Annotated in this window: 16 protein-coding genes and 1 pseudogene; 7 read left to right on the top strand and 10 right to left on the bottom strand. The window is 42.1% G+C overall.

The window, feature by feature from the left end; all coding sequences use genetic code 11:
- The 4 genes from AB0756_RS07360 to xylB all read left to right on the top strand — a co-directional run bounded on the left by AB0756_RS07360 (nt 1) and on the right by xylB (nt 4,988).
- Complete coding sequence (locus AB0756_RS07360; protein ID WP_038088876.1) at nt 1-822, top strand: carbohydrate ABC transporter permease; 822 nt, start codon at nt 1-3, stop codon at nt 820-822.
- 79 nt (nt 823-901) lie between these two features.
- The gene (locus tag AB0756_RS07355) at nt 902-2,059 is read left to right on the top strand and encodes an ABC transporter ATP-binding protein (protein ID WP_038088873.1); all 1,158 of its coding nucleotides are present in this window, start codon (nt 902-904) and stop codon (nt 2,057-2,059) included.
- Complete coding sequence (locus tag AB0756_RS07350) at nt 2,016-3,512, top strand: mannitol dehydrogenase family protein (protein WP_038088868.1); 1,497 nt, start codon at nt 2,016-2,018, stop codon at nt 3,510-3,512. Before AB0756_RS07355 ends, AB0756_RS07350 begins: the two co-directional genes overlap by 44 nt.
- A gap of 9 nt (nt 3,513-3,521) precedes the next feature.
- The gene (xylB, locus tag AB0756_RS07345) at nt 3,522-4,988 is read left to right on the top strand and encodes a xylulokinase (protein ID WP_038088867.1); all 1,467 of its coding nucleotides are present in this window, start codon (nt 3,522-3,524) and stop codon (nt 4,986-4,988) included.
- Between the two features lie 21 nt (nt 4,989-5,009).
- On the opposite strand, the gene AB0756_RS07340 is transcribed toward xylB, so the two are convergent.
- Genes AB0756_RS07340 through modA (AB0756_RS07330) form a run of 3 tightly spaced genes read right to left on the bottom strand, consistent with a single transcriptional unit; the run spans nt 5,010 to nt 8,425 of the window.
- Nucleotides 5,010-6,752, bottom strand: coding sequence for a sensor histidine kinase (locus AB0756_RS07340; RefSeq protein WP_050046383.1), 1,743 nt, complete (start codon nt 6,750-6,752; stop codon nt 5,010-5,012).
- 35 nt (nt 6,753-6,787) lie between these two features.
- Nucleotides 6,788-7,573: a molybdate ABC transporter substrate-binding protein gene (gene modA / locus AB0756_RS07335; RefSeq protein ID WP_038088861.1), complete on the bottom strand. Its 786-nt coding sequence runs from the start codon at nt 7,571-7,573 to the stop codon at nt 6,788-6,790.
- Between the two features lie 54 nt (nt 7,574-7,627).
- Nucleotides 7,628-8,425 carry a molybdate ABC transporter substrate-binding protein gene (gene modA, locus AB0756_RS07330; RefSeq protein ID WP_038088859.1) on the bottom strand — a complete coding sequence of 266 codons (798 nt, stop codon included), beginning with the start codon at nt 8,423-8,425 and terminating at the stop codon, nt 7,628-7,630.
- Nucleotides 8,426-9,264: 839 nt separating this feature from the next.
- On the opposite strand from modA (AB0756_RS07330), the gene AB0756_RS07325 reads away from it, so the two are divergent.
- The 3 genes from AB0756_RS07325 (at nt 9,265) to AB0756_RS07315 (ending at nt 12,971) form a co-directional block, all read left to right on the top strand.
- A complete protein-coding gene (locus AB0756_RS07325; RefSeq protein ID WP_038088853.1) occupies nt 9,265-10,959 on the top strand; it encodes a VWA domain-containing protein in 1,695 nt (564 codons plus the stop codon).
- 39 nt (nt 10,960-10,998) lie between these two features.
- A complete protein-coding gene (locus tag AB0756_RS07320) occupies nt 10,999-11,730 on the top strand; it encodes a hypothetical protein (protein WP_038088850.1) in 732 nt (243 codons plus the stop codon).
- 116 nt (nt 11,731-11,846) lie between these two features.
- The gene (locus tag AB0756_RS07315; RefSeq protein ID WP_038089050.1) at nt 11,847-12,971 is read left to right on the top strand and encodes a substrate-binding domain-containing protein; all 1,125 of its coding nucleotides are present in this window, start codon (nt 11,847-11,849) and stop codon (nt 12,969-12,971) included.
- 312 nt (nt 12,972-13,283) lie between these two features.
- On the opposite strand, the gene AB0756_RS07310 is transcribed toward AB0756_RS07315, so the two are convergent.
- From AB0756_RS07310 to AB0756_RS07280, 7 genes and pseudogenes are all read right to left on the bottom strand, one after another.
- On the bottom strand, nt 13,284-14,072 hold the full coding sequence (locus tag AB0756_RS07310; RefSeq protein WP_038088849.1) for a glucose 1-dehydrogenase: 789 nt from the start codon (nt 14,070-14,072) through the stop codon (nt 13,284-13,286).
- 643 nt (nt 14,073-14,715) lie between these two features.
- Nucleotides 14,716-14,862 (bottom strand): annotated as a pseudogene (locus AB0756_RS07305) (AAA family ATPase); the annotation flags it as partial.
- Nucleotides 14,863-15,161: 299 nt separating this feature from the next.
- Nucleotides 15,162-15,809: a Uma2 family endonuclease gene (locus AB0756_RS07300; RefSeq protein WP_038088847.1), complete on the bottom strand. Its 648-nt coding sequence runs from the start codon at nt 15,807-15,809 to the stop codon at nt 15,162-15,164.
- A gap of 154 nt (nt 15,810-15,963) precedes the next feature.
- Entirely contained in the window at nt 15,964-18,582 is a 2,619-nt protein-coding gene (clpB, locus tag AB0756_RS07295; RefSeq protein WP_038088844.1) for an ATP-dependent chaperone ClpB, read from the bottom strand.
- A gap of 458 nt (nt 18,583-19,040) precedes the next feature.
- Nucleotides 19,041-19,643, bottom strand: a complete 603-nt coding sequence (locus AB0756_RS07290; RefSeq protein ID WP_038088841.1) for an alpha-ketoglutarate-dependent dioxygenase AlkB — start codon at nt 19,641-19,643, stop codon at nt 19,041-19,043.
- Nucleotides 19,644-19,667: 24 nt separating this feature from the next.
- Complete coding sequence (locus AB0756_RS07285) at nt 19,668-20,207, bottom strand: DOMON-like domain-containing protein (RefSeq protein ID WP_038088838.1); 540 nt, start codon at nt 20,205-20,207, stop codon at nt 19,668-19,670.
- A gap of 9 nt (nt 20,208-20,216) precedes the next feature.
- Nucleotides 20,217-23,597: a PAS domain S-box protein gene (locus tag AB0756_RS07280; protein WP_162002270.1), complete on the bottom strand. Its 3,381-nt coding sequence runs from the start codon at nt 23,595-23,597 to the stop codon at nt 20,217-20,219.
- Nucleotides 23,598-23,676 lie beyond the last annotated feature (79 nt).

Genomic DNA, 23,676 nt, shown 5'->3' with positions numbered 1-23,676 from the left:
ATGGCACGTAAAACCTCAAAGCGCTGGCTGTGGACATTACTTGGCTGGCTTACCGCTTGCATTTTGTTTTTCCCAATTTTCTGGATGTTTCTTACCAGTTTTAAAACGGAAGTAGCAGCAGTTTCTACTCCCCCTCAGCTGTTTTTTCAACCGACATTGGAAAACTATGTTGCCATCCAAGATCGGGCAAATTATTTCAATTATGCCTTTAACAGCGTAGCAATTTCCCTAGGAGCAACCATACTTGCGCTGTTGCTTGCTGTACCTGCTGCTTATGCAATGGCATTCTTCCCCACGAAGCGTACCAAGGGTACTTTACTCTGGATGCTGTCTACTAAAATGCTACCACCCGTTGGGGTGCTGGTGCCCATTTACATTTTGTGTCGCAACTTGCGGTTACTGGATACCCGCATAGGATTAATTATCATTTATACCCTGATTAATTTGCCGATTGTTATCTGGATGATCTACAGCTTCTTTAAAGAGGTTCCTAAAGATATTCTTGAAGCCGATCGCATGGATGGAGCAAGCACCCAACAAGAACTCGTTCACGTGTTGTTACCTTTAGCATTACCGGGAATTGCATCCACCGCATTGCTTTCGATCATTTTGTCTTGGAACGAAGCATTTTGGAGCCTGAACTTAACAACAGCAGACGCTGCACCACTGACAGCATTTATTGCTTCATTTTCAAGTCCTCAAGGATTGTTTTGGGCAAAACTTTCGGCAGCATCAACACTGGCGATCGCGCCTATCCTGATCTTTGGTTGGTTGAGTCAACGGCAATTAGTTCGAGGTCTTACCTTTGGGGCGGTGAAGTAAAAGACAGTCCCAATGAAACAAGTTTCACCGCCAAACATGAGAATCTTCATTCCCTCACTCCCTCACTCCCTCACTCCTTATGTCAACAGTTGCTTTAAGAGATATTCATAAAACCTATGCCGAGACTGAGATCATCAAAGGCATCGATCTTGACATCAAAGATCGCGAATTTGTTGTCTTTGTTGGTCCCTCTGGTTGTGGGAAATCGACTTTGCTCCGCATGATTGCTGGGCTTGAGGAAATCTCCTCTGGAGATTTGCTAATCGACGGGCAAAAAGTCAATGACGTACCTCCGGATAAACGCGGTTTAGCAATGGTGTTTCAAACCTATGCTTTATATCCTCACATGACCGTGGCAGAGAATATGGCGTTTAGCCTCCGCCTTGCGGGTATGCCGAAAGCCCAGAGGTATGAAAGAGCACGTGAAGTGGCTCGCATCCTCCAACTGGAGCCGCTTTTGAATCGAAAGCCCAAAGAACTATCGGGAGGACAACGTCAACGGGTGGCGATCGGTCGTGCTTTGGTGCGGAATCCCAAAGTCTTCTTGTTTGACGAGCCCCTATCTAACCTTGATGCTGCTTTGCGGGTGCAGATGCGGATTGAGCTTGCTAGCTTGCATGACAGCCTGCAAGCTACGATGATTTATGTAACCCACGACCAAGTTGAGGCTATGACCCTTGCTGACAAAATTGTGGTGTTGCAAGGCGGAATTATAGAACAAGTGGGTTCGCCACTCGAACTGTACCACCATCCCCGCAATCTATTTGTCGCGGGATTTATTGGTTCGCCCAAAATGAACTTTATCTCGGTGACGGTAGCAGCCGTCAATGACTCCGGTACAACGGTTAGACTTCCTGGGGACGCAACTGTAATGATTCCGGTGCAACCTAAAACCCTGTCAGTTGGAGATAGAGCAACATTGGGAATTCGTCCCGAACATCTGCGCCTCGATCGCACGAACTCAAGCGTGAATGGCGAGGTGTTAGTTGTAGAACGATTGGGCGGAGAAACCTATCTTTATGTCAAGATTGCGGGTGGTGACACCTTAGTCGTGCAAACAGATGGAGATAATCCTGCCAAAATACACGATTTCGTTTCTATTGACATTAACGGTGAACTTTGCCATTTGTTCGCTCAAAACGGTGAAGCCCTTCCCAAAGCCAATCGTCACCACCTAACCCTTGATAAATCTTATGAACAGCAATACCAGCACGGGCTCAGCAATCAAGCTGAATGAAGCATCTCTGTCTCGTTTAGCAAATAACGTTCGCGTACCCAATTACGATCGCCACCAAATTACCAATGGCATCGTTCATATCGGTGTGGGTGGGTTTCATCGAGCACATCAAGCATTATACCTTGATAATTACTTCCACCAGCATCCCGGCACTGATTGGGGAATTTGCGGGATGGGACTGCTGGATTTTGACAAGCGGATGCGGGATGCACTGAAGGCTCAAGATTGTTTGTATACATTAGTAGAACGGTCACCAGAAGGCGATCGCGCTCGTGTTATCGGTGCAATTACGCAATATTTATTTGCGCCCGATAACCGTCAAGCAGCGATCGAGGCGTTAGCAGATCCGAAATGCCGCATTGTCACGCTGACAATTACGGAAGGGGGTTACTACTACATTGAAGGAAGCGGTGAATTCGATGCCAATCACCCGACGATCCAGTACGATTTACAGCATCCTCATGAGCCAATCGGAGTCTATGGCTTTTTGACAGCAGCACTGGCTCGTCGCCGCCAACAGGGGCTAGCACCGTTTACCGTCTTATCCTGCGACAATCTACAAGGTAACGGCAACATTGCCCGCAAAATGTTAACGGCATTTGCCCAAATGCGCGATCCTGAGTTGGGAAACTGGATTACCGAACAAGTAGCCTTCCCCAACTGCATGGTCGATCGCATTACTCCCGCCACAACCCCAGCAGATATCAAAATGGTGGCGGAACAGTTTAACATTGATGATGCCTTCCCAGTTGTTGCCGAACCGTTTCTCCAGTGGGTTGTGGAAGACAAGTTCTGTGCGGGGAGACCCGATTGGGAAGCTGTTGGCGTTCAGATGACAGATGATGTTCATCCCTACGAAATGATGAAAATCAGGTTGCTCAACGCCAGTCATTTGTTAATTGGCTATCTCGGCACTTTAGCGGGGTACACTTACGTTCATGAGGTTATGGCTGATAAATACATCCGCCAAGCAGTTGATAACTTGATGGAAGAAGTGACTCCCACACTCCAACCCGTGCCAGGAATTGATTTAGACGATTACAAAAAGACCTTAATCGAACGCTTTGCCAATCCCAAAATTCGGGATCAACTGCCGCGTCTTTGCCTCAATAGTGCCGCCAAAATGCCAAAATTTGTTCTCGGTTCGCTCCGCGATGCGTTACAGCAGGGAGGAGCGCTCGACTACATGAGCTTTACAGTTGCTGCATGGTTCCGTTACCTCAACGGACGGGATGACCGAGGTAACTCCATTCCCATTGATGACCCAATGTCCGGTATCTTGACTGAACTCGCTCTTTCCGGCGGCTCCGATCCCAAGCCATTGCTCGGCTTAACTGAAATTTTTGGCGACTTATCACAGTCGTCGCGTTTTGTCGATTCAGTGACAAACCATTTACACAGTTTGTACGAGCTGAGCGCTCGCGAAACATTAGCCCAAATTCTGAAAATTTAGGAGGGGGAATTGACCGATATCGTAGTTGGCATAGACTTGGGTACGGGAGGAGTGCGGGCGATCGCAGTTGACCTACAAGGGAAAATTATCACTCAAACGACAAGAAGCTATCCCCTGTGTACTCCACAACCCGGTTGGACAGAACAGAATCCATCCGATTGGGTCGAAGCAAGTTTGGATGCTCTGTTCGATGTCACTCAACAGCTGGAGGGACACCGAGCAATTGCCCTGGGTTTGTCCGGACAAATGCACGGTATGGTTCCTCTAAATGGGGATGGCAAAGCAATTAGAGCGGCAATTTTATGGAATGACCAGCGCACGGGTGAAGCTGTGGCTGAGATTGAAGCCACTATTCCCCGTCAGGAGTTAATCCAGCGGACTGGAAATCCTGCAATTACGGGGTTCCAACTGCCAAAGCTCTTATGGTTGAGGAGTGAAGAACCACAAGCCTATGCTCAACTGTGGCAGATTCTTTTGCCAAAAGATTATTTGGGATATGTGCTCACTGGCGAGCCTGTGACGGAACCATCGGATGCATCTGGTGTTGGGTGTCTGAAACTGGCAAATCGACAATGGGATACAGATATTCTTGATGCTCTCAACATAGATCCAGCCTTGTTCCCCCCGGTGATTGAATCTACTGCGATCGCCGGACAGCTGAGATCGGAAATAGCTGCACGGGTGGGATTACCTGCAGGATTACCTGTGGTTGCAGGCGGAGGTGACAATGCAGCCGCCGCCATCGGTTTGGGTATTTCTTCAAGCAACCTGAACCGAGGGAGTTTGAGTATTGGCACATCGGGAGTTATTTTTGCACCGTGCGATCGCCCAGTACCCGATCCAGAAGGACGGGTGCATTTGTTCTGTCATGTGGATGGGGGCTATCATCAGCTGGGAGTGACACTGGCGGCTGGTGGTTCTCTGCGTTGGTACCGAGATACCTTTGCACCACATCTCTCCTATACCGAGCTGATGGAAATAGCAGAGCGATCGGAGCCCGGTGCGCGTGGTGTTCTATTTTTGCCGCACCTATCAGGTGAACGCAGTCCCCACCTCGATCCAAATACTCGGGGTGCTTTCGTGAATCTGTCATTGGCTCACACGCAAGCAGATATCACTCGTGCTGTTTTAGAGGGAGTTTCCTTCAGCCTGCGGGAAGTACTGGAAGTCATTGGTGCGATCGCACCCGTTCATCAACTCTTGGCGACAGGTGGAGGAGCACGCTCTCACATTTGGTTGCAAATTTTATCTAATGTGTTGCAAACAGAACTTATTGCTCCCAAAGCCGAAGAAGGTGCTGCTTACGGAGCAGCTATTTTGGCAATGGTGGGCGTAGGTGTTTACCCCAACTTAGAAGTTGCTTTCAAGATACTACCCCAAGATAGTCATGTGGTACAGCCGCAAGCAAATCTTTTGTATGAAACAGAGTTTAAGCGGTACAAGTTACTCTACGATGCGTTGAAAGCTGTTCGTTAATCCAGTGCGATCGAATTCCGATTAAGAATGTATCTGTTGAATTGGAAGAAGGACGGTTAATTCTGTTCCTTGGTTTTGTTGCGATTTGACTGAAATTTTGCCTTGATGCTTTTCTATAATTTGATAGCAAATAGATAACCCCAAGCCAGTCCCAGAACCAACTGGTTTTGTAGTAAAAAAAGGATCGAAAATTTTGTTTTGAATTTCCAAAGGAATACCAACTCCGTTATCTTGAATGTCTACTTGAATGGAGTTTGAGTTAATCAGTTTTGTTTGAATCACAATTTGTTTTTCTAATTGTTGAGAAGCGTTGCTTAAAGCATCAATTGCATTACTAAGGAGGTTCATAAACACTTGGTTAATCTGGGCTGGATAGCACTCTACTAATGGTAAATCTCCATATTTTTTAACAACTACAATATTATCTTTAATACGATTGCTGAGAATTAAGAGTGTATTATCAATTCCTTCATGCAAGTCAACAGACTTTACTTCTGCTTCATCAAGGCGGGAAAAGTTTCTTAAAGATAACACAAGTTGGCGAATGCGTTCCACACCCATTTTCATAGATCCTAAAATTTTGGGCAAATCAGAAATGATAAATTCTAGCTCAATATCCTCAATTTTTTCCTCAATTTCAGTCTCGACTTGAGGATATTTCTCCTGGTAAATATTTATGATGTCTAACAAATCTTGAACGTAGTTTTTAGTATGTTCGATATTGCCATAGATAAAGTTAATTGGGTTATTGATTTCATGGGCAATACCAGCAACCATCTGTCCGAGACTGGACATTTTTTCAGTTTGGATCAACTGGCTTTGAGCAAGACTCAATTCTTCAGTATAGTCTGAAACTCTTTGGATCAGCTGATTGAGTGATGTCGTTAATTGACCAACTTCATCTTCTGTTGTCACGGGCGCAAAGATGGTAAAATTCGATTCTCTTGTGACTTGTTGGGCAATTTTGGTAGTTGCTTCGATAGGAGACGCAATCATCCAGCTAGTGTACATAGCTAATAGAGTAGCAAGCCCTGCTGCTAATATTAAAGCGATCGCTAGAATCATTGTTCCTATTGCTTTAGCTCGATCTAAGGCTTTCAGAGTTTTTTGAGCTTCTTTGCCTTGAATTTCGGCAATGAGCAATGACATTTCTTGTGAAACTTTATTAACTGCTAAGTCAAGTTTTTTGCTTTTCTTAGTTGCGCTATTTAAAGATACTGAATCAACTGTATTTGTGTTTAAATCAGATGGAGATTTTTTTTCTAAAAATTCTAATCTTTTAGCATAATCTTGAATGGAATCAATATAAATTTTGATTGAATCTTTAATTATTTTTATTTTCACTTCTTTGCGATTGTCCTTTGGATTTAATTCTAAAGAATTTAAAGAAGTTTTAGTTTGATAAAGCAGTTCATTGACAGCATTAATATATTCTAAAAAACGAGAGTATTCTAACTCTAACCTAACTGGCTCAGCTAAGAAATAAATGAGTTTTGGTGTTTGAGTATGGGCTCGTAATGTAGATGCTTGTAAATTATTTAGAAGTAAGATAATTTCTTGAGACTCAACGAGTTGTTTTTTTGCTTGCTCCTGATAATAATTTTCTATAAGTTTTCCAGCAGTCGCGCCTAGCATTGCAATTCCAATAGCAAGAGCATATCCATAGGTAATTTTTTGTCGAATACCCAGTCGATTAAACAAATATTTTAAGTTGAATTTATACTTAAAGGTGAGTAGCGAGATAAATGTTTGCTTAACAGACATAAAAAATAAGTAAAACAACTTGAATAAAAGATAAGCTATTTTCTAGCTTGCTCGTCCTTTGCCATCGCAAATCCATATTTCACAAACACAGCACTCGCTTGAGTACTTCCTAAAAATTGGATAAACTCTTTAGCTTCAGGAATATGCTTGCTAGCCTTAAGGACTGCTACACTGTAGATACTGGGCAAATGAGAGTCTTTAGGTGCGATCGCAACAATCTTAATTTGATTTGCGTTTATGGCGTCCGTAGCATAAATAATACCTGCATCGGCTTGTCTCATCTCTATCAAACGAGCTACACCAAAACTAAATTCAGTAAAAACTAATTTTGGTTTTACCAGGTCTAAAATCTTTAAAGATTTTAGGATTTGTTCTGCGTGTTGACCAGGACTTGTAGTCTTAAAGTTACCCACAGCAACCGTCTTAACTTGTTTACCAGACAAATCTTTGAATGAAGATATACCAGTAGAATTCTTAGGTACAATCAAAACTAATCTGTTACTAAGTAACTGTTTGCGAGTTTTTTCAAGCAGAAACCCTTTGGACTGCAAATCATCTAAAAATTCAGAGCCTCCTGTAAAGAAAATATCTATAGGTTCTCCCTTCTGAATTGAGTCTTTCAAGAAACCACCACTACTAAACTGATAAGCAATGGATACATTTGGTTGCTGCTGAGTATAAATTTTTTTGATTTCAGTCATAGCAGGTTTTAAACTTTGACCTGCTGAGACGTTTAAACTAATTGTTTTTGTCTCCTGTTTTCCACAACTGACTAAAACTAGAGATAAGATTCCTAAGGAAAGATAAAAACTGCATTTCATAGCGAGCCAGTAAGTTATATGTAGAAAAGTTATTTGTATGATTTGAAATTATTGTTAATTTGAGATATTAGAATTAACTATAAATCGATACTTAAGAAACACAGCTTCAGCACGTTTGGTTTGAAGAAACTGGATAAAGCTCCTAGCTTCAGAGGGATGTGGGCTAGTTTTAAGTATAGCTATGGGATAAATAATTGGAGAATGAAGCCCTTGTGGTGCAAGCGTTACAATTTTTACTCCTTCTGATAAAATAGCATCTGTTGCATAGACTAAACCTGCATTTGCTTTACCACTTTCTATAAAACTCAATATTTCACTATTTTTAGACAGAAACACAAATTTTTGTTTGACTTGGTCTAAAATTCCAAGCTTTAAGAAAATTTCCACAGCATATTTACCTGATGCTTCTTGTGTCGTATCACCTACAGCAATTTTCTGAATTTGCCTGTGAGTCAAGTCTTTGAAATCAGAAATACTTTTACTATCCTTTGGGACAATCAAGACTATTTGATTTCCTAATAAATTCTGACGGGTACTTGCAAGAAGAAAATTTTTAGCTTGTAAGTTATCTAAAACTTTAGCTTTACTCGTAATGATAATATCACCTTTATAACCCTCTTCAATTAACTTTTCTAAAGTCCCAGAATTTGCAAGTTTATATTTAATAATAATATTTGGATGTTCTTGGTTGTAAATTTTTTTAATATCTAAGAGCGCACTTTTTAAGCTAGTACTGGCATAGACTGTTAAAGTTGTAAACTTTGATTCTTTGTTAACGTTAGTACAGCTAACAAAAAATACAGACACAACAACCGAGTAAATTAAGGTACAAAAAACATCTTTTTTTTTCATTATAATAATTTCAGGTTAGTTCTAAAAAATAACAAAATCATTAAGAATTGCCTTATTTTTATGCTTGACATGATACAGAATTTCATGTGTACATCATAGTAATAACTTTTTCTCGATAACAACAATAGGAAGATTACTGATATTGGGGAATTTTACCCAGATCAAATGGAGGAGTTTTACCCACGCATCAATAGCTATCACCGAACCATTAACTAAAGTTTTTAACCGCCGTCATTTGTTTACACTTGCAGAACAAGAGCTTAATCATTATCATTTGTTTGACTCTGAATCTTCCCCAACTGTAAAAGCAGGCTTTCTCATCATTCCATCTTAGTTGTACTGATACTCAAAACGGACTGGTTGACCTGTAATTTAGCTCTGTCGATAATGAATTATCTAAGTAGGTATATATTCGGTAGATGTACCCATTTGACTGATGAGTTGATTTCGCATTGCTTCTAAAGTTGTGGCGAAAAACCGACAGTATTGGTCTATGTATTGGTCTATGTCCTGCGGATACGCTGTAAGAACGCGGTTAAAAAGTGTTCTTGAACTGCCAAGACACAAAGTCAACGAGGAAAATACTTATTTTTCAGCGATCGCCCCAATCAGATGAAGTGAGCTTTAGCCCTAACTCGTTTTTCATAAATTCTGACAACAAGCCTGATTGAGTAATAGCTCAATAACGGAGGTAAAAGAATCACCCAAAAATTTTATCTAGAAAGGGTTTCCAATACATAAAGCATTCTTAACTAAAAATTGTTACCTGAAGTAAAGCTCAGGGAACTATACGAATGTGCCTTTGCAATGTTGCTATTCACTCTTTATGAACTTAGGCTATGAAAAGAAAATTTTATATGAGTGCCATGTTAGGTACTTTCTTACTGACTGGCTGCGTTTCTGAAGTGAGTTCTCCGCCTAGAGATGGTTTTGAAGTCAAGTTTTTAGTCGGTAGTGCTTTACAACAATTTTGCAATCAAGCAGCAGAACAGTTCAATCAAACAAAACCCAAACTGAGTGATGGTAAAGCTTTCTACTTAAGTTGTCAGGCGATGGGAAGCGGTGATGTAGTCACAACCCTAGTGAGTCAAGCCAAGCGACTTCAATCTGGAAGCTTGCAAGCGGACTCACCAGAGTTTCCTACTTTAGTTTCTTTAGATGGAGAAATTTACCACTCTCAATTAATCTCCCAATTCAATCAAATTTTCCCCGGACAAAACTACATTCCTCAAATTACCGATGCACCTTTACTGGCAAATAGCCCAATGGTGTTTATGGTTCCTGCGGATGTCGCAACTGGATTGCAAAAGCAAGAAGATGTCTACAAAGCATTAGTCAAGGCAAAAACTCACAAAGAACTTGATGCTAGTAGCCCCACACTACCAATTTACTTCGTTCAATCTGCACCAACTCGCTCAAATTCGGGCTTGCAAACACTTGTTGCACAATTTGTATCTGTCTCTGGGAAGCGTCCCGAACAAATGACAGCAGGGGATGTCCAGAAATTCCAAACCCAAATTCAAAATATCCAAAGCAAAATCACTCGCTATGGTGTTTCTACAGATGCTTTAGCAACCGACATGGTCAAAAATGGGTCATTTTGGGCATCCATCGCTTCGGTTTACGAATCGTCCGTAATCAAAGCAAATTCCAATTTACAACCCGGTCAAACTCGCTACAAAGCAATTTATCCAAAAGCAACCTTTACCTCTAATATGCGGGCGATCGTACCCAATACACCTTGGGTAAGTGCAAATGAAAAAGCTGCGGCGGAAAAAGTCATTGCTTATTTGCAATCCCCTCCCGCACAGAAAATGGCAACAGAACTTGGTTTGAGACCGGGTGTTCCTGGGGTGGCGTTGGGAGCAAAATTTACTCCCGAGTATGGTGTCGATCCCAATGCTAAATATGATTCTTTGCGTCCCCCACAACCAGAAGTGGTGGCTGCTATGCTGAAATCTTGGCAAGAGTTTGCTAAAAAACCTTCACAGGTGATTGTGGTGGTAGATTCTTCTGGTTCCATGCAAGGAAATAAATTACCTGCTGTACAAAGTACCTTGCGTCAATATATTGAAAGTCTCGGACCAAAAGAAAAGATTGCTCTCATTGATTTTGATTCTGCAATTCGTTCTCCCATCGTTGTGGACGGAACTCCTGAAGGTAAAGAACGGGGAATGCAGTTTATTGCCAGTTTGCAAGTTGGTGGTGGAACAAAATTATATGATTCTGCCCTTTATGCACGTAATTGGTTGGCATATAACCTCCGAAAAGATGCTATTAATGCTGTTGTTATCTTGACGGATGGTGAAGATTCTGAGTCTTCAATTAATTTAGAGAAATTACAGCAAGAACTTGGCAAAAGTAACTTTAATAGTGACAAAAGAATTGCCTTTTTTACTGTTGGGTATGGCAAGGAAGGAGAATTTAATCCAGAAGCTTTGAAGAAAATTTCTCAAGTGAACGGTGGTTATTATCGGAAGGGCGATCCGTCTACAATTTCTACTTTGATGTCTGAGTTACAGGTTGAGTTTTAGCAATTTGAGATTGTATATTTTAGATTTTGGATTCTGGAAATGATTAAATTAGCAAATCCTCTTTTTTACCCATTAAGTGTATTGCTTGGCGGTGTTGTTCTTGTTGTTGGCGTTCGTTTTGTTAGAGTTCCTAATGTTGTTATATTACCTACTGCTGCTTTAGTAGCAACAGTAGGGGCAACTTTTTTGAAATCTAGGGAACCCAGTGAGGAAAAACTGGCACAACAAAAGTTGCAAAAGGAATTACATATGCTACAGAACGCTGCTAAAATTTTGGCTGATAAATCGGGAAGCTTGCGACAGGAAGCAAAGCATTTGTTAACTGATGATAGTTTTAAAATCGAACTCTTGGCGATCGTCGAAGAAGCTTGCGAGCGTGCTACGGAACTACCTACAAAAATCGACGAACTATCTCGACGCGTACCAGGTCATAATTCCTTGCTATCTGCTACAGAATTACAGCAACAATTGCTAGAAGTGCAAAAGAAATTAGGTGCAAGTTCTGGGGTTGCACGCCAACATTTGGAGCAATTAGCAAACAGCTTACAACGCAATATTGAATTGGCAAAAGCAGGTGAAGATACTCGACAAGCACAAATTGTGAATCTTTATATGTTAATTCAAGACACTGGAGGTATATTGCAGAGGTTACAAAATAAGCTGCGGACTTCTGATTTAAGTAAATTTGAGGAAATGAATGAGTTGCGTTCTTTAAGTGCTGAACTTAATAGTTATCAGGAAAATATGGAAATTTTAGTGAGTCAAAGGTGATTCTATTTGCGCCCTATGTTTCAATTCATTTACTAATAAAAGCACCACTCCTACAATTCCTTAACAGATAATAAAAAGTTAATAAGTCCTCTATGCCTCTCATTGAAAAGATATTTATGGCTATCAAAAACTCTCAATTTATTCGTCGCAACCGACCAGTCACTTCAATTACGATTGCTTCTGTAGCACTTGCTTTAGCCTATGCTGCGCTACCGGGAATGCAACAGACAGTTGCAATTGTTAGCGGTACAGAATTACAAGCTCCATTGCAAGAAATAGCAACTAAGTTTCAAGAAAACAATCCCAACATTAAAATAGAATTAAAATTTCAAGGTTCTCAAGATATTGTTAATAACTATATAGACCAAAAAAATGAACAAAAACCGACGATATTGATTCCTGCTTCCTCTGAATTTTTGGATGAATTGCGCCAGCGTTATACAACACAAAATAACAGCGATCCATTTATAGAATCACCACAACCAATTGCTAAAACATTGCTAGTTGGTGTTGCTTGGTCGGAACGAGGTAAAGTTCTTTTTCCCAACGGTCGCTTTTCTTGGCAACGGGTAGAACAAGCCATGCAAGCTTCTAATTGGCAAGCGATCGGCGGTCAAAAAGATTGGGGAAGCTTTGATTTTATGATGACCGATCCCAGCCGTTCTAACAGCGGTCAAGTTACCCTCAGTTTGTGGTCGCTATCAAAATTTGGTGGCAATAATCTTAATAATGTAAACTTTAGCAATCCTACAGTCAGTTCCCTATTTGGAACAATAAAGCGTTCGGTTTACCAACCACCTCGTTCTACAGATATTCTTTTACAAGAGTTTATTGCTCGCGCTCCCAATGATGCGGATGTAGCAACTGTTTACGAAAGTATAGCTTTATCTCGATGGCAGCAATCCAGTCAGAATCAGGCAAAACCCTATCAAATTTACTATCTCGATCCCACCATTGAAACGGTAGCAACTGCAGCAGTTCTTCGCCAAAATGTAGATGCAGCAACAGCCAGTGCTGCAAAAAGTTTTATCTCTTATCTTAGAGAACCCGAACAACAAAAAGTCTTTGTACAGCACGGTTTCCGTCCAGCAATTAATGGTGTTAATTTGCAAGGAGTTGCTAACAGCCCTTGGAATCAAAATATTCCTGGCGTGGAACTGAATCCATCTGTGAAAACAGTACCAGTTCCTAAAGCACAGGTTCAAGCCGAAATCCAGCGCATTTGGCAAAGATCGAATTAATGGAATTTTGTCAAGGATTAAGCAACCTCAACAACCGGAAGCAACGAATTAATAGAATTGCCCATAGAAAATTGTACTTGCCACAACCTGCACTTTTCTAAGCTCGCGTACAAGACGATGACCTTGATATTTATAAAATGGTGTTGGCAAAACTATGGGCAAATTATTTATCCATTGCTTATACCATTTCTATATAAAGATGTATCTAATTAACTCGCGTAGGCGGTGAGTCCAGTCCTGTAGTCGGGTTACCTACAGATTTTGCTGTGAGTTAATTGGAAATTGTTGCAGTTAGCAATCACCATCTAAAAACTAATGTTGAATAGTTAAACCACCATCTAAAACTAATGAATGTCCAATAACAAAATTAGCTGAATCTGAACATAACCATAATACTGCTTGAGCAATTTCTTCCGGTGTACCCAATCGTTTTATAGGATATTGATTGCCATAATTCGTGATGGTTTCCTCACTTAAAGCTGACCTTACCATGGGAGTTACGATAGTTCCCGGGCAAACAGCATTAATTCTAATACCATCCTTAGCATATTGTACAGCTAAAGATTTAGTCAGCCCTAAAACAGCGTGTTTGCTAGTACAATAAAAATGATGATTGTGTTGTGGTTTATTTTCCGCTCCATTAGTTAAATTAGCAGCAATTAAGCCTCTAATAGAAGCATTATTCACAATGGCACCACCTCCATTTTGCAGCATTGCCGGAATTTGATATTTCATACATAACCAAACTCCTTTCAAATTAGTATTAATAATTTGATTCCAATTTTCTTCTGAATCATCTATATTGACTTTTAAAATTCCAGGAGTTCCAGCATTATTAAATGCATAATCTAAACGACCAAAAGTTTTAACTGTTTGGCTTATTAAATTTTCAACTTCTGTTTCTTGAGTAATATCTGTAGGGATAAAAATACTTGAACTACCTGCTTTTTCAATTAAACTAACAGTCTCTTCACCTTCAGTAATTCTCCTACCAGCGATCGCTACTTTTGCCCCACACGAGGCAAAAGCTAATGCTGTAGCTTTGCCAATACCAGAATTACCTCCTGTAATTAGAACAACTTTGTCAGTAAATTGCTTCATAATTAAATAGTTTTACCCTTATTTAGAATTTAGTTAAAGTCAGAACCTTTGACTTCCGTGTTAAAGAAACTTTTGTACTAGTACAGGTCGGCATAAATAAGCAGACCATTAGATGTCATAAGAATGATTTTGCTCGCAACACTATTTATTGTGACGTGTTATGTCGGTTTAACTGTTGCAGTTGCTCCCGCTCGCTATCGCTTAAGTTTAATATTTTTGAAGTTAATCTTGCCACAGCCTAATTCCTCAATCACCACACTCAAACTGCTTTTTACCTTGCTCCTAATTTTCTCACAATATGGTCTATTTATTTCCGCCGCACTGTACTAGTAGTCTGTCACATCAACTTTCCCAGGTAGAGAAATTTTTAAATTCTTCTTCTTTTTCTCTGACTTCGTGCTCCTCGCGTCTATGCGCTGGCACGCACGCTTCGCTATCGTGTTTTTTTTCACTCGTCAATTTTAAGTTGACAGACTACTAGTGGTTCACCACATAAGTTTTAATGGGTAAAACGATGTTCAAGCTCATCCTCTTTTTCTCTTCCTCTGCGCCCTCTGCGCCTCTGCGGTTTTTCAATCAACCCTCAAATTCAATGTGGTGAACCACTAGGTTAATAATGATTGCCTGGGTTAATTATTAACACGTTATAGCGCGAATCATCACCAGCGACATCCAAGATGTAATGCGAACCGATGTTACTCGTCATGATAATGATAGAGTTCTTAAAGTCCACCGTATGACCTTGAGCATCCGTCACGCGACCATCATCAAGAATTTGCAGGAAGATGTTAAGTTTAGAATATGTGCTTCGCTAACCAATATATTTGTGTCAGTTCATCTGGTTTGTATTGATAATCGCACTGCGATTTATACTATAAACGGCTAACAACTGTTCTTTCTCGGAATGGTTTGATGCATTTGTAGGGGCGCAATGCCATGCGCCCCTACGAGTTTTTGACAACTTTTGGAAAGTTAGATTCTAAACCGTTTTTGGTATAATAATTATCGCTGGCGAAGAAACTCAAGCAGTAATTAATAACGAAGGGGAGGTTGATTATCGCGATTAGCGAAATTTCGTGTCTCTACACATTAATTAAACTTTGCTAGTAACCAACGAGTAATAGCTCCATCATCTTCAGTTAGAGAACGCACAAGAGCTTCTTCAACCAAGGCAATTTCCAATCCTGGCAGTACTTGAGATTCACGAATGGGGGTAGTTTGTGTTGCTGACAATGAATTTGCAATTACCTTGCCTGCACTGACATCAACTACCCAATACTCTTGAACTCCCAGGCGTTGGTAAAGTTTTTGTTTACGCTCAGTATCGTCTTCTAGAGACGAAGCGGCAATTTCTACAACTAGCGTGGGTGGAGTTAACTCATTGAGATTTACTGGAGCATTATTTCGGGGAGGAAGTTGCAAATTTGTGCCAATATAAAAAGCAATATCAGGCTGAGATTCACGAACTCTAGCTTTTCTAAAGCTAGTATTCGTTAGTCCTACAACGGGAATATTCTTGATCGTTGCATATAAAATGATAACTGTTGAAACAATAGTGTTATCTCGACCATATGCAGGACCTAATGGTGACATCTCAATCCTCATGTAACCGTCATCATAGTAAAATCTAGCACGTGCTAAGGTTGGGTCATCTGCAAAGGTCAGAAAATCTTCCCAGGCTGCCTCTACCCAGGTATCTGTAGGAACAGTATCTATTACTGGTGCTTGATTAAGCATAATTGGGGAACTTACATAGTGTGTTTGCTATTAAACTTAGTTTAACAATGCTTCATCATGACGATTACGAAACTCCAATCAGGAGGCGGAGCCTCTAAAAAAGCATTCCCAGGCGGAGCCTGGGAACGAGATGAGAAGTTGAACTGGAGTTGGATTAAGCTGTAAACACCTCTGTGGGTAAGCGTTTGAAGGCAAGACGCTCATTCTCAATGTCTACAAAGATGGTATCGCCATCATTAAACTCGCCACGCAAGATAGCTTTGGCAATTTGAGTTTCTAACTCCCGTTGAATGGCTCGCTTCAGGGGTCTTGCTCCAAACACTGGGTCATACCCTACATCAGCTAAAAAGTCAAGAGCCGCTTCCGACAGCCTGAGAGACATCTTGCGATCGCTCAATCGATGACGCAATCTCTCTACTTGCAACTGCACGATGCGACGCAGTTCTTCCTTACGCAATCCATGGAAGAAGATAATTTCATCAAGGCGGTTGAGGAACTCAGGACGGAAGCTATTTCGCATTGCTTCCATAACTCGATGGCGCATTTCATCATAGCGCGAATCATCACCAGCGACATCCAAGATGTACTGCGAACCGATATTACTCGTCATGATAATGATAGAGTTTTTAAAGTCTACCGTATGACCTTGAGCATCAGTCACGCGACCGTCATCAAGAATTTGCAGGAAGATGTTAAAAACATCAGGATGAGCTTTTTCGATTTCGTCAAACAAAATCACTGCATAAGGACGACGGCGAATGGCTTCGGTGAGTTGTCCTCCTTCTTCATAACCCACGTATCCTGGAGGCGCACCGATCAGGCGAGAAACAGCGTGTTTCTCCATGTACTCGGACATATCAATCCTGACTAGCGCTTCTTCAGTATCAAACAAGTAAGCCGCAAGTGCTTTTGCGAGTTCGGTTTTACCAACACCTGTAGGACCGAGGAAAATAAAGCTAGCAATGGGACGATTGGGATCTGCAAGCCCAGCACGAGAACGCTGAATCGCGTCTGCAACTGCTGTCACTGCTTCTTCTTGTCCGACAACTCGATTGTGCAGTTCATCTTCTAAGTGCAAAAGCTTTTCTTTTTCAGATTCCACCAACTTACTGATCGGAATTCCCGTCCATTTAGAAATCACTTCTGCAATGTCAGCTTCGGTGACTTCTTCTCGCAACAGAGATTTTCCACTGCGTTGTGCGTGAGCCAGTTCGGTTTCTGCTGCTTCCAAATCGCGATGCAAACTGGTAAGTTTGCCATACTTTAACTCAGCAGCGCGGTTGAGATCGTAATTGCGTTCTGCTTGTTGAATCTCTAAGTTAACGCGGTCAATCTCTTCTTTAACAGACTGAATTTTTGCAATGACATCTTTCTCAGATTGCCATTGCGTCTTCAACTCTCTTTGTTCTTCTTTGAAGTCCGCAAGTTCTTTTTCCAATCTATCCAAACGTTCTCTGGAAGCTGCATCACTTTCTTTTTGCAGTGATAGCTTTTCCATTTCTAATTGCAGAATTTTGCGGTCGATTTCGTCAAGTTCTTCAGGTTTGGAGGTAATCTCCATCTTCAGTCTGGCGGCTGCTTCGTCTACCAAGTCAATAGCTTTGTCTGGTAAGAAGCGATCGCTAATATAACGACTGGACAAAGTTGCTGCTGCGACTAAAGAACTATCGGAAATTTTCACCCCGTGGTGAACTTCATACCGTTCTTTCAAACCGCGCAAAATAGAAATTGTATCTTCCACGCTGGGCTGATCTACATACACCTGTTGGAAGCGTCTTTCCAAAGCAGCGTCTTTTTCTATATATTTACGGTATTCGTCCAAAGTTGTTGCGCCAATACAGCGCAGTTCACCCCGCGCCAACATTGGCTTTAATAAGTTCCCAGCATCCATTGCGCCTTGGGTTGCACCAGCGCCGACAACCGTGTGAATTTCATCAATAAATAGAACTATATTGCCGTTCGATTCGGTAACTTCTTTTAAGACTGCTTTTAAACGTTCTTCAAATTCACCTCGGAATTTTGCTCCCGCAATCAAAGCACCCATGTCTAGAGCAATGAGTTTGCGGTCTTTTAAGGATTGGGGAACATCACCCGCTATGATACGCTGTGCCAATCCTTCAGCGATCGCTGTTTTACCAACACCTGGTTCCCCAATCAAAACAGGATTATTTTTGGTACGACGTGATAAGATTTGGATGGTACGGCGAATTTCATCATCCCGTCCGATCACAGGGTCAAGTTTGCCTTGACGGGCTGCTTCTGTAAGATCGCGCCCGTATTTTTCCAGGGATTGATATTTCCCTTCTGGATTTTGGTCGGTCACTTTCTGATTCCCACGAATTTGTTTAACAATATTTTTAACTTTTCCTTCATCCAGTCCAAATTCTTGGAATAACCCTTTACCAAAGCGGTCATCTTTAGCATAAGCCAGCAACAGGTGCTCGATTGAGATAAAGTCGTCTTGAAACTCTTTCCGATACCCGTCTGCTCGGTCAAGAAGCGTATCCAAGCTGCGTCCCAAGTAAACAGAACTGCTGCTACCAGAGACTCTCGGTTGGCGTTGAATGAATTGTTCGGTGCGATCGCGCAATTTTTGCGAATTAACACCAGCTTTTGTGAAAACACCGTTGGCGAGCCCTTCCTGGTCTAACAGTGCTTTCATCAGGTGCTCGCTTTCTATCTGCTGTTGTTGATACTGTTTGGCAATATCTGGAGTATGCGCGATTGCTTCCCAAGCTTTTTCTGTAAATTGGTTTGGATTAGTTGGTTGCATAGGCTTTTTCCAGGAAAGAACTACTCTAGGCTTGGATTTAAATTTGCTAAGAGCGCAGATAGAACAAAAATATAGTTTGTTCTTATGCAATCATTGTAGAAAGAGGCGGGTTAATTGCTAGGTCGGACTTCACGTCCTCCTTTAGTCGTATTACCCCCCATAAATTAGCGAACTAGTAGTCCACCACACCAACGCCTGCTGGGTAAGTGAACACACTACCCACTCTCGTTCCTAGGTTCTACCTAGGAACGCAGTCGGCGAGGCTCAGCCTCGCGCTCAACTGGAGGCGGAACCTCCTGTAAGGCATTCCCTGGCTGAGCCACCGGATCGAGGTGTGCGAAGTTTTGACAGCCTGTCAAAGCTTTTGCGACAGGCCACTAGGAATTCACTCAATTTTTCAAGATGTGGAGGGTCAATCCTAGAGAAGAGATTGACAAATTCGGTCGATTGTGAATTGCTTAATCCACATGAAAACCCCGGAGAGTGACAGATATTCTTCTACCTTGATACTTTTTGGACAAAGTTACTTCATGCGTCCAAGTTTTGTTTGTTTCATAAGGTATGACAAACACGGTACCATGTGTTGTCATAAAGTCTCTATAACCATTTCCTTTCCACGGACGCAATCGAAATATACGTTCTTCTCCAAATGAAATAGTAACAATAGGTACGCTCTCAATCATGTTGAGAGTGCTATCCCGATGCTTTCCTATGTAATGATAAAGTTTGCCATCGTACCAATTTATGACTATACCATTGAGGCGATTATCAATGTTATTTTTGCTCCATTCAAAAATTGAGTCGATGAGTGATGGAATTGGTAATGCTTGATGAGTGACTCCTGTATAATGATAATCGGCTCCGTAAACCTGTTGCCAGCGCGGCATTTTTACCAAACGTCCGTGTATTTTTATATCCTTGAAATCCTGGGGATGTATATCCCACAAACTATCAAATTGCCAGCGATTTAAATCAACATCATCTGGTAAACGAGCCGTATAAAATTTATGGCTTTCATCTAAGTCATGACACGTGAAAATATTTTTGTTTAACGTATTCATTCACGTCCTTATCCATTCTTAAAGCTAAAATTCAATTGTGAAACTATCCCGACGGTGAAAGTCCGGTTCATCGCCTGTATGCTTCAACGCCCAATATGTAACAGAACCATCTTTATGTTTCATAACAGTAGAAATACCAACTTTCAGAGCTAAATCTGTTGAGATAATACAATCTAAATCTACATTTAGGACAAGCGCCAAACCATCTGATAGATACTGAACGCTAAATGGTAATGCTGTAAAGGCATTTTCCTCCTGCATTCCGTGACGGTAAGCATCAAAGCGATACACATTCCAATCCCCAGAAGGAGAGATATTAAATTCCCAATAGCGATCGCTATTCTCAATTCCAAGGAAGAACTCAAAACAGGTGTTTTGCCAGAGTTCGTGCTTGCGTTTTGGTTCGTCTGATGGGTCTGCTATCTCGATTGCTGTTAAATCACCAAGAAGTGCATATTGAATAGTAAACTCATTCTCATAGCGGGCAACATTGCCTTTGATTTTCAGTTCGCTTAGCGATTCACTGTAAGAGAAAGGTTGTAGGAAAAATGTTTGCTCTTGCATCTAAAAACCTCAAAAGACACTAGAAGCCCCTTGGAACTCAATCCAAAATCGACTTCCTTGACCAACAGCGGACTCTACACCGACCTGACCTCCAAGACGTTCTGCTCCTTTTCGCACAATGGCTAATCCAATTCCAGTTCCTGGGTAAGTTTCAGTGTTGTGCAGCCGCTCAAAAACACCAAAAATTTGCTCTTGATAATTTGGCTCAATACCAATTCCGTTGTCTTCAATCCAAAGACGGATCTGTTGCGGGGATGGAGGGAGAACCGTACCTGTTTTTCTCGTTTCTTTCAGCTCTATTGTTTCTGTCCAAACTCGAATGTGCGGTTGAACACCAGGAGCAACAAATTTAATTGCATTAGACAAGAGATTGACAATAATTTGTACCAAAATTGGATAATGCCCGATAACACTGGGTAGGTTTTCAGCGATGGTTATTTGAGCCTGACGCTCGCTTAAATCTGTTGCTAATTGTGCTCGAGCATCTGCTATAACTTGAGTCAATAGAACAGGAGCCAGCTTAATCTGCTCGCGACTGAGGCGGCTGTATGCTAGCAGATCGCAAACTAACTCGTTCATGATATAAGTGCCATTAAAAATGCGTTGAATATATTCTTGAGCCGTTTCATCTAAGCGATCGCCATAATCTTCAGATAGAGCTTGGGCAAACCCTTGAATTCCTCGTAACGGTGCTCGCAGGTCATGCGCCACCGTGTAAGAAAAGGCTTCCAAGTCCTTATTGGCTTCCTGAAGTTGAGCTGTGCGTTCTTCAACCCGTTGTTCTAAAGTGATATTAAGTTGTTGAAGCTCAACTTCTGCCACTTTACGGTTTGTGATGTCGGAACGAACAGCAATGTATTGATACGGTTTACCAGAGACATCGAGAAACGGCACGATTGTGGTAGCAACCCAGTAGAAAGTACCATCCTTGGCACGATTTTTAATTTCTCCCTGCCATACCTGTCCGCGAGAAATGGTTGCCCACAAATGCTGAAAGAATTCTTTAGGGTGATAGCCGGAGTTAACAATCCGATGATTTTGTCCGATCAATTCTTCTCTGGAGTACTTTGAAAGCTCGCAGAATTTGTCGTTGACATAGGTAATGGTACCTTGAGTATCAGTGATAGCCACGATTGAGGAGCGATCGAGAGCAAACTTAAAGTCTGCCAAATCTTTGAGCGTTTGCTGTAATGCCACCTCAGCCTGCTTGCGCTCGGTAATATTCCAAAACGCGCCGATACTTCCTCTCACTTGTCCGCTTTCATCAAAAAGTGGAGCAGCGTATTCTAACAGTGTTACGGTTGTGCCATCATTCCAAACCACATCAACTTCTAAATCTCGAACTTCAACTCCATCAGTGGCTGCACGTTGTAAGGGCAGTTCCTCTGGCGGAATTTCCCGGTTATTATAATAGACCTTAAAGGTTTTTGGTCGCTCGTCTTCTGGCGCACTTAAAGAAGCATTTGCAGTTGAAGCCATGGATAACATTCGAGCAAATGCTGAATTGATCCGAATTGTTTGACATTGGGGGTCTTCAGCAATGCCAACACCGATGGGAATGACTTCTAATAGCGTTTGAGACTCTGCTAGCTGTCGCTGGAGTTCTTGATTCAAATTCAGAATTTTTTGCTCCGCTTGCTTCCGTTCCGTGACATCGATCGCCGTAACGATCGCCAACTTTCTGCCATCAGGCAATATGTGAAGCGGAGCCGTATAGAAATCCCAAATGCGAGTCGCCCCCGTCCGGGTGATAACGGCATATTCTCCCATCGCTGTCCGTTGGGTGAGGGGATACTGGTTCACAATAGCAGATCTCGCTTCGTCTTGGCGATCGCCGTAAGCTCTTTTTACCCAAGCTTCCAGCGTGGGAATGTCTTCAAGATGATAGCCTGTAATTTCCGTCCAGACATGATTGATCTGCAATACCTCTCCATCTTCGGCATGGAGCATAATTGGTAAGGGAGCATTCAGCAAAGCAGACTGGAATCGTTCCTCGCTCTGGCGTAAGGCTTGTGTGGCTAGTGTTTGCTCAACAATCGGCCAGAGACGAGAAACCGTATGTTGGAGCAGTGCCACTTCATGGGGATACCACTCTCGAACTGTCCTGGTATTAATGGCAAGAACTGACACCCAACGCCCTCGATCGATGCAGGGAACGCCGACAAAGGCACGAATGTCTCGCTGGGCATAATTATGCGAGAAAGGGGCGGTGTAGGGATGGGTGGCTACATCTGAAACAACAGCGGGTTGACCGGCATGGTAGCGGTCTACCAGATCTGGTAGCAGGAATTCTGACAAGCGATAAGCTCCAACAACGCTTGGAATGTCCTCTTGTCGCCGCCAGTCTTGCTTGACGAGCGATACATCCTCTTGCAAATTCACTTCGTGCCACACGCAGCGATCGACGTTGAGATACTTGCCCAAACTGCTTACCGCTTCCCACACCATCGCATCTGCATCAGAAAGTTGCCGCAACCGCAAATCAAGTTCGTTCAGGAATTGCTCGTTAAGTTCGGCTAATTTGCGCTCAGTTACATCTCGTGCGGTAGCATAACGTATGTTATGCTCGGGGGATATAACTGCTGTCCAGGATAGCCACTTGTACGATCCATCCTTACAGCAATAACGGTTTTCAAAGATAGCTACAGGATTTCCCGCCTCAAATCGTTCAGATGCTATGCGAGTTGCCTCAACATCCTCAGGATGAACAAAGCTGAGAAAAGGTTGCGCCATCAGTTCTGTTTGGGTATAGCCCAGCACTCTCTCCCATGCAGGGTTAAGTTGCCTGAAGTAACCATCTAGGTTGGTGAGGGCAATCATGTCGTTGGACACCGTAAAGAAGCAATTGCGTTCTTCTTCTGATCGTTTGCTTTCTGTAATGTCAAAAACGATGCCGCTACAACATACCGCTTGTCCGCCTTTGTTGTAAAAAAAACGTCCATAGGTCTTAAGCCATCTCAATTGCCCATTATCTGCACGAATAATGCGATACTCAAGATTGAAAAGTTCATGCTCCCGTCTGGCGTGTTCCTCAATTTGCTTGACTCGCTCTACATCTTCTAGATAAATTCGGCTGCGCCACATCTCAATGGTTGCTTCTCCACCAGCAACAAACTCATACCCGAGTAATTTAAAATGTTGCGCTGACCACACCCCTTTTCCCGTTGACAAATCCATATTCCAAGCAGCCATCCCTGCTCCTTCAATGGCAATGCTTAAATATTCATTGATTGCTGGGTGTTCTCTGTTGAGTCCGCTTAGCCATAAAGCGTTACCAACAAAAGCAAAACAAAACGCTGTCAGCATCAGCAAACTCTTCAGAATGCTGATGTCCAAAGTCCAGCCAATTAGGACAAGGCAACCAACACTGGCAACAAACGCTGCTGTCATTTTAGCTCCCTTCTTAGAGAAGGGAAAATAGTAACGCAAAATCAATAGTTTCAGCCTACTACCTATCATTAATCTAGTG

The sequence above is a fragment of the Tolypothrix campylonemoides VB511288_2 genome, assembly GCF_045999855.1.
Taxonomy (GTDB): Bacteria; Cyanobacteriota; Cyanobacteriia; order Cyanobacteriales; family Nostocaceae; genus Scytonema; species Scytonema bouteillei_A.
Note: the sequence above shows the minus strand (reverse complement) of the source record. Positions and strands in the feature narration are given on the sequence as shown.

Coding starts and splice junctions, on each gene's coding strand:
- AB0756_RS07360 (WP_038088876.1), top strand. CDS start 1: ATGGCACGTAAAACCTCAAAGCGCTGGCTGTGGACATTACTTGGCTGG.
- AB0756_RS07355 (WP_038088873.1), top strand. CDS start 902: ATGTCAACAGTTGCTTTAAGAGATATTCATAAAACCTATGCCGAGACT.
- AB0756_RS07350 (WP_038088868.1), top strand. CDS start 2,016: ATGAACAGCAATACCAGCACGGGCTCAGCAATCAAGCTGAATGAAGCA.
- AB0756_RS07340 (WP_050046383.1), bottom strand. CDS start 6,752: ATGTCTGTTAAGCAAACATTTATCTCGCTACTCACCTTTAAGTATAAA.
- modA (WP_038088861.1), bottom strand. CDS start 7,573: ATGAAATGCAGTTTTTATCTTTCCTTAGGAATCTTATCTCTAGTTTTA.
- modA (WP_038088859.1), bottom strand. CDS start 8,425: ATGAAAAAAAAAGATGTTTTTTGTACCTTAATTTACTCGGTTGTTGTG.
- AB0756_RS07325 (WP_038088853.1), top strand. CDS start 9,265: ATGAAAAGAAAATTTTATATGAGTGCCATGTTAGGTACTTTCTTACTG.
- AB0756_RS07320 (WP_038088850.1), top strand. CDS start 10,999: ATGATTAAATTAGCAAATCCTCTTTTTTACCCATTAAGTGTATTGCTT.
- AB0756_RS07315 (WP_038089050.1), top strand. CDS start 11,847: ATGGCTATCAAAAACTCTCAATTTATTCGTCGCAACCGACCAGTCACT.
- AB0756_RS07310 (WP_038088849.1), bottom strand. CDS start 14,072: ATGAAGCAATTTACTGACAAAGTTGTTCTAATTACAGGAGGTAATTCT.
- AB0756_RS07300 (WP_038088847.1), bottom strand. CDS start 15,809: ATGCTTAATCAAGCACCAGTAATAGATACTGTTCCTACAGATACCTGG.
- clpB (WP_038088844.1), bottom strand. CDS start 18,582: ATGCAACCAACTAATCCAAACCAATTTACAGAAAAAGCTTGGGAAGCA.
- AB0756_RS07290 (WP_038088841.1), bottom strand. CDS start 19,643: ATGAATACGTTAAACAAAAATATTTTCACGTGTCATGACTTAGATGAA.
- AB0756_RS07285 (WP_038088838.1), bottom strand. CDS start 20,207: ATGCAAGAGCAAACATTTTTCCTACAACCTTTCTCTTACAGTGAATCG.
- AB0756_RS07280 (WP_162002270.1), bottom strand. CDS start 23,597: ATGACAGCAGCGTTTGTTGCCAGTGTTGGTTGCCTTGTCCTAATTGGC.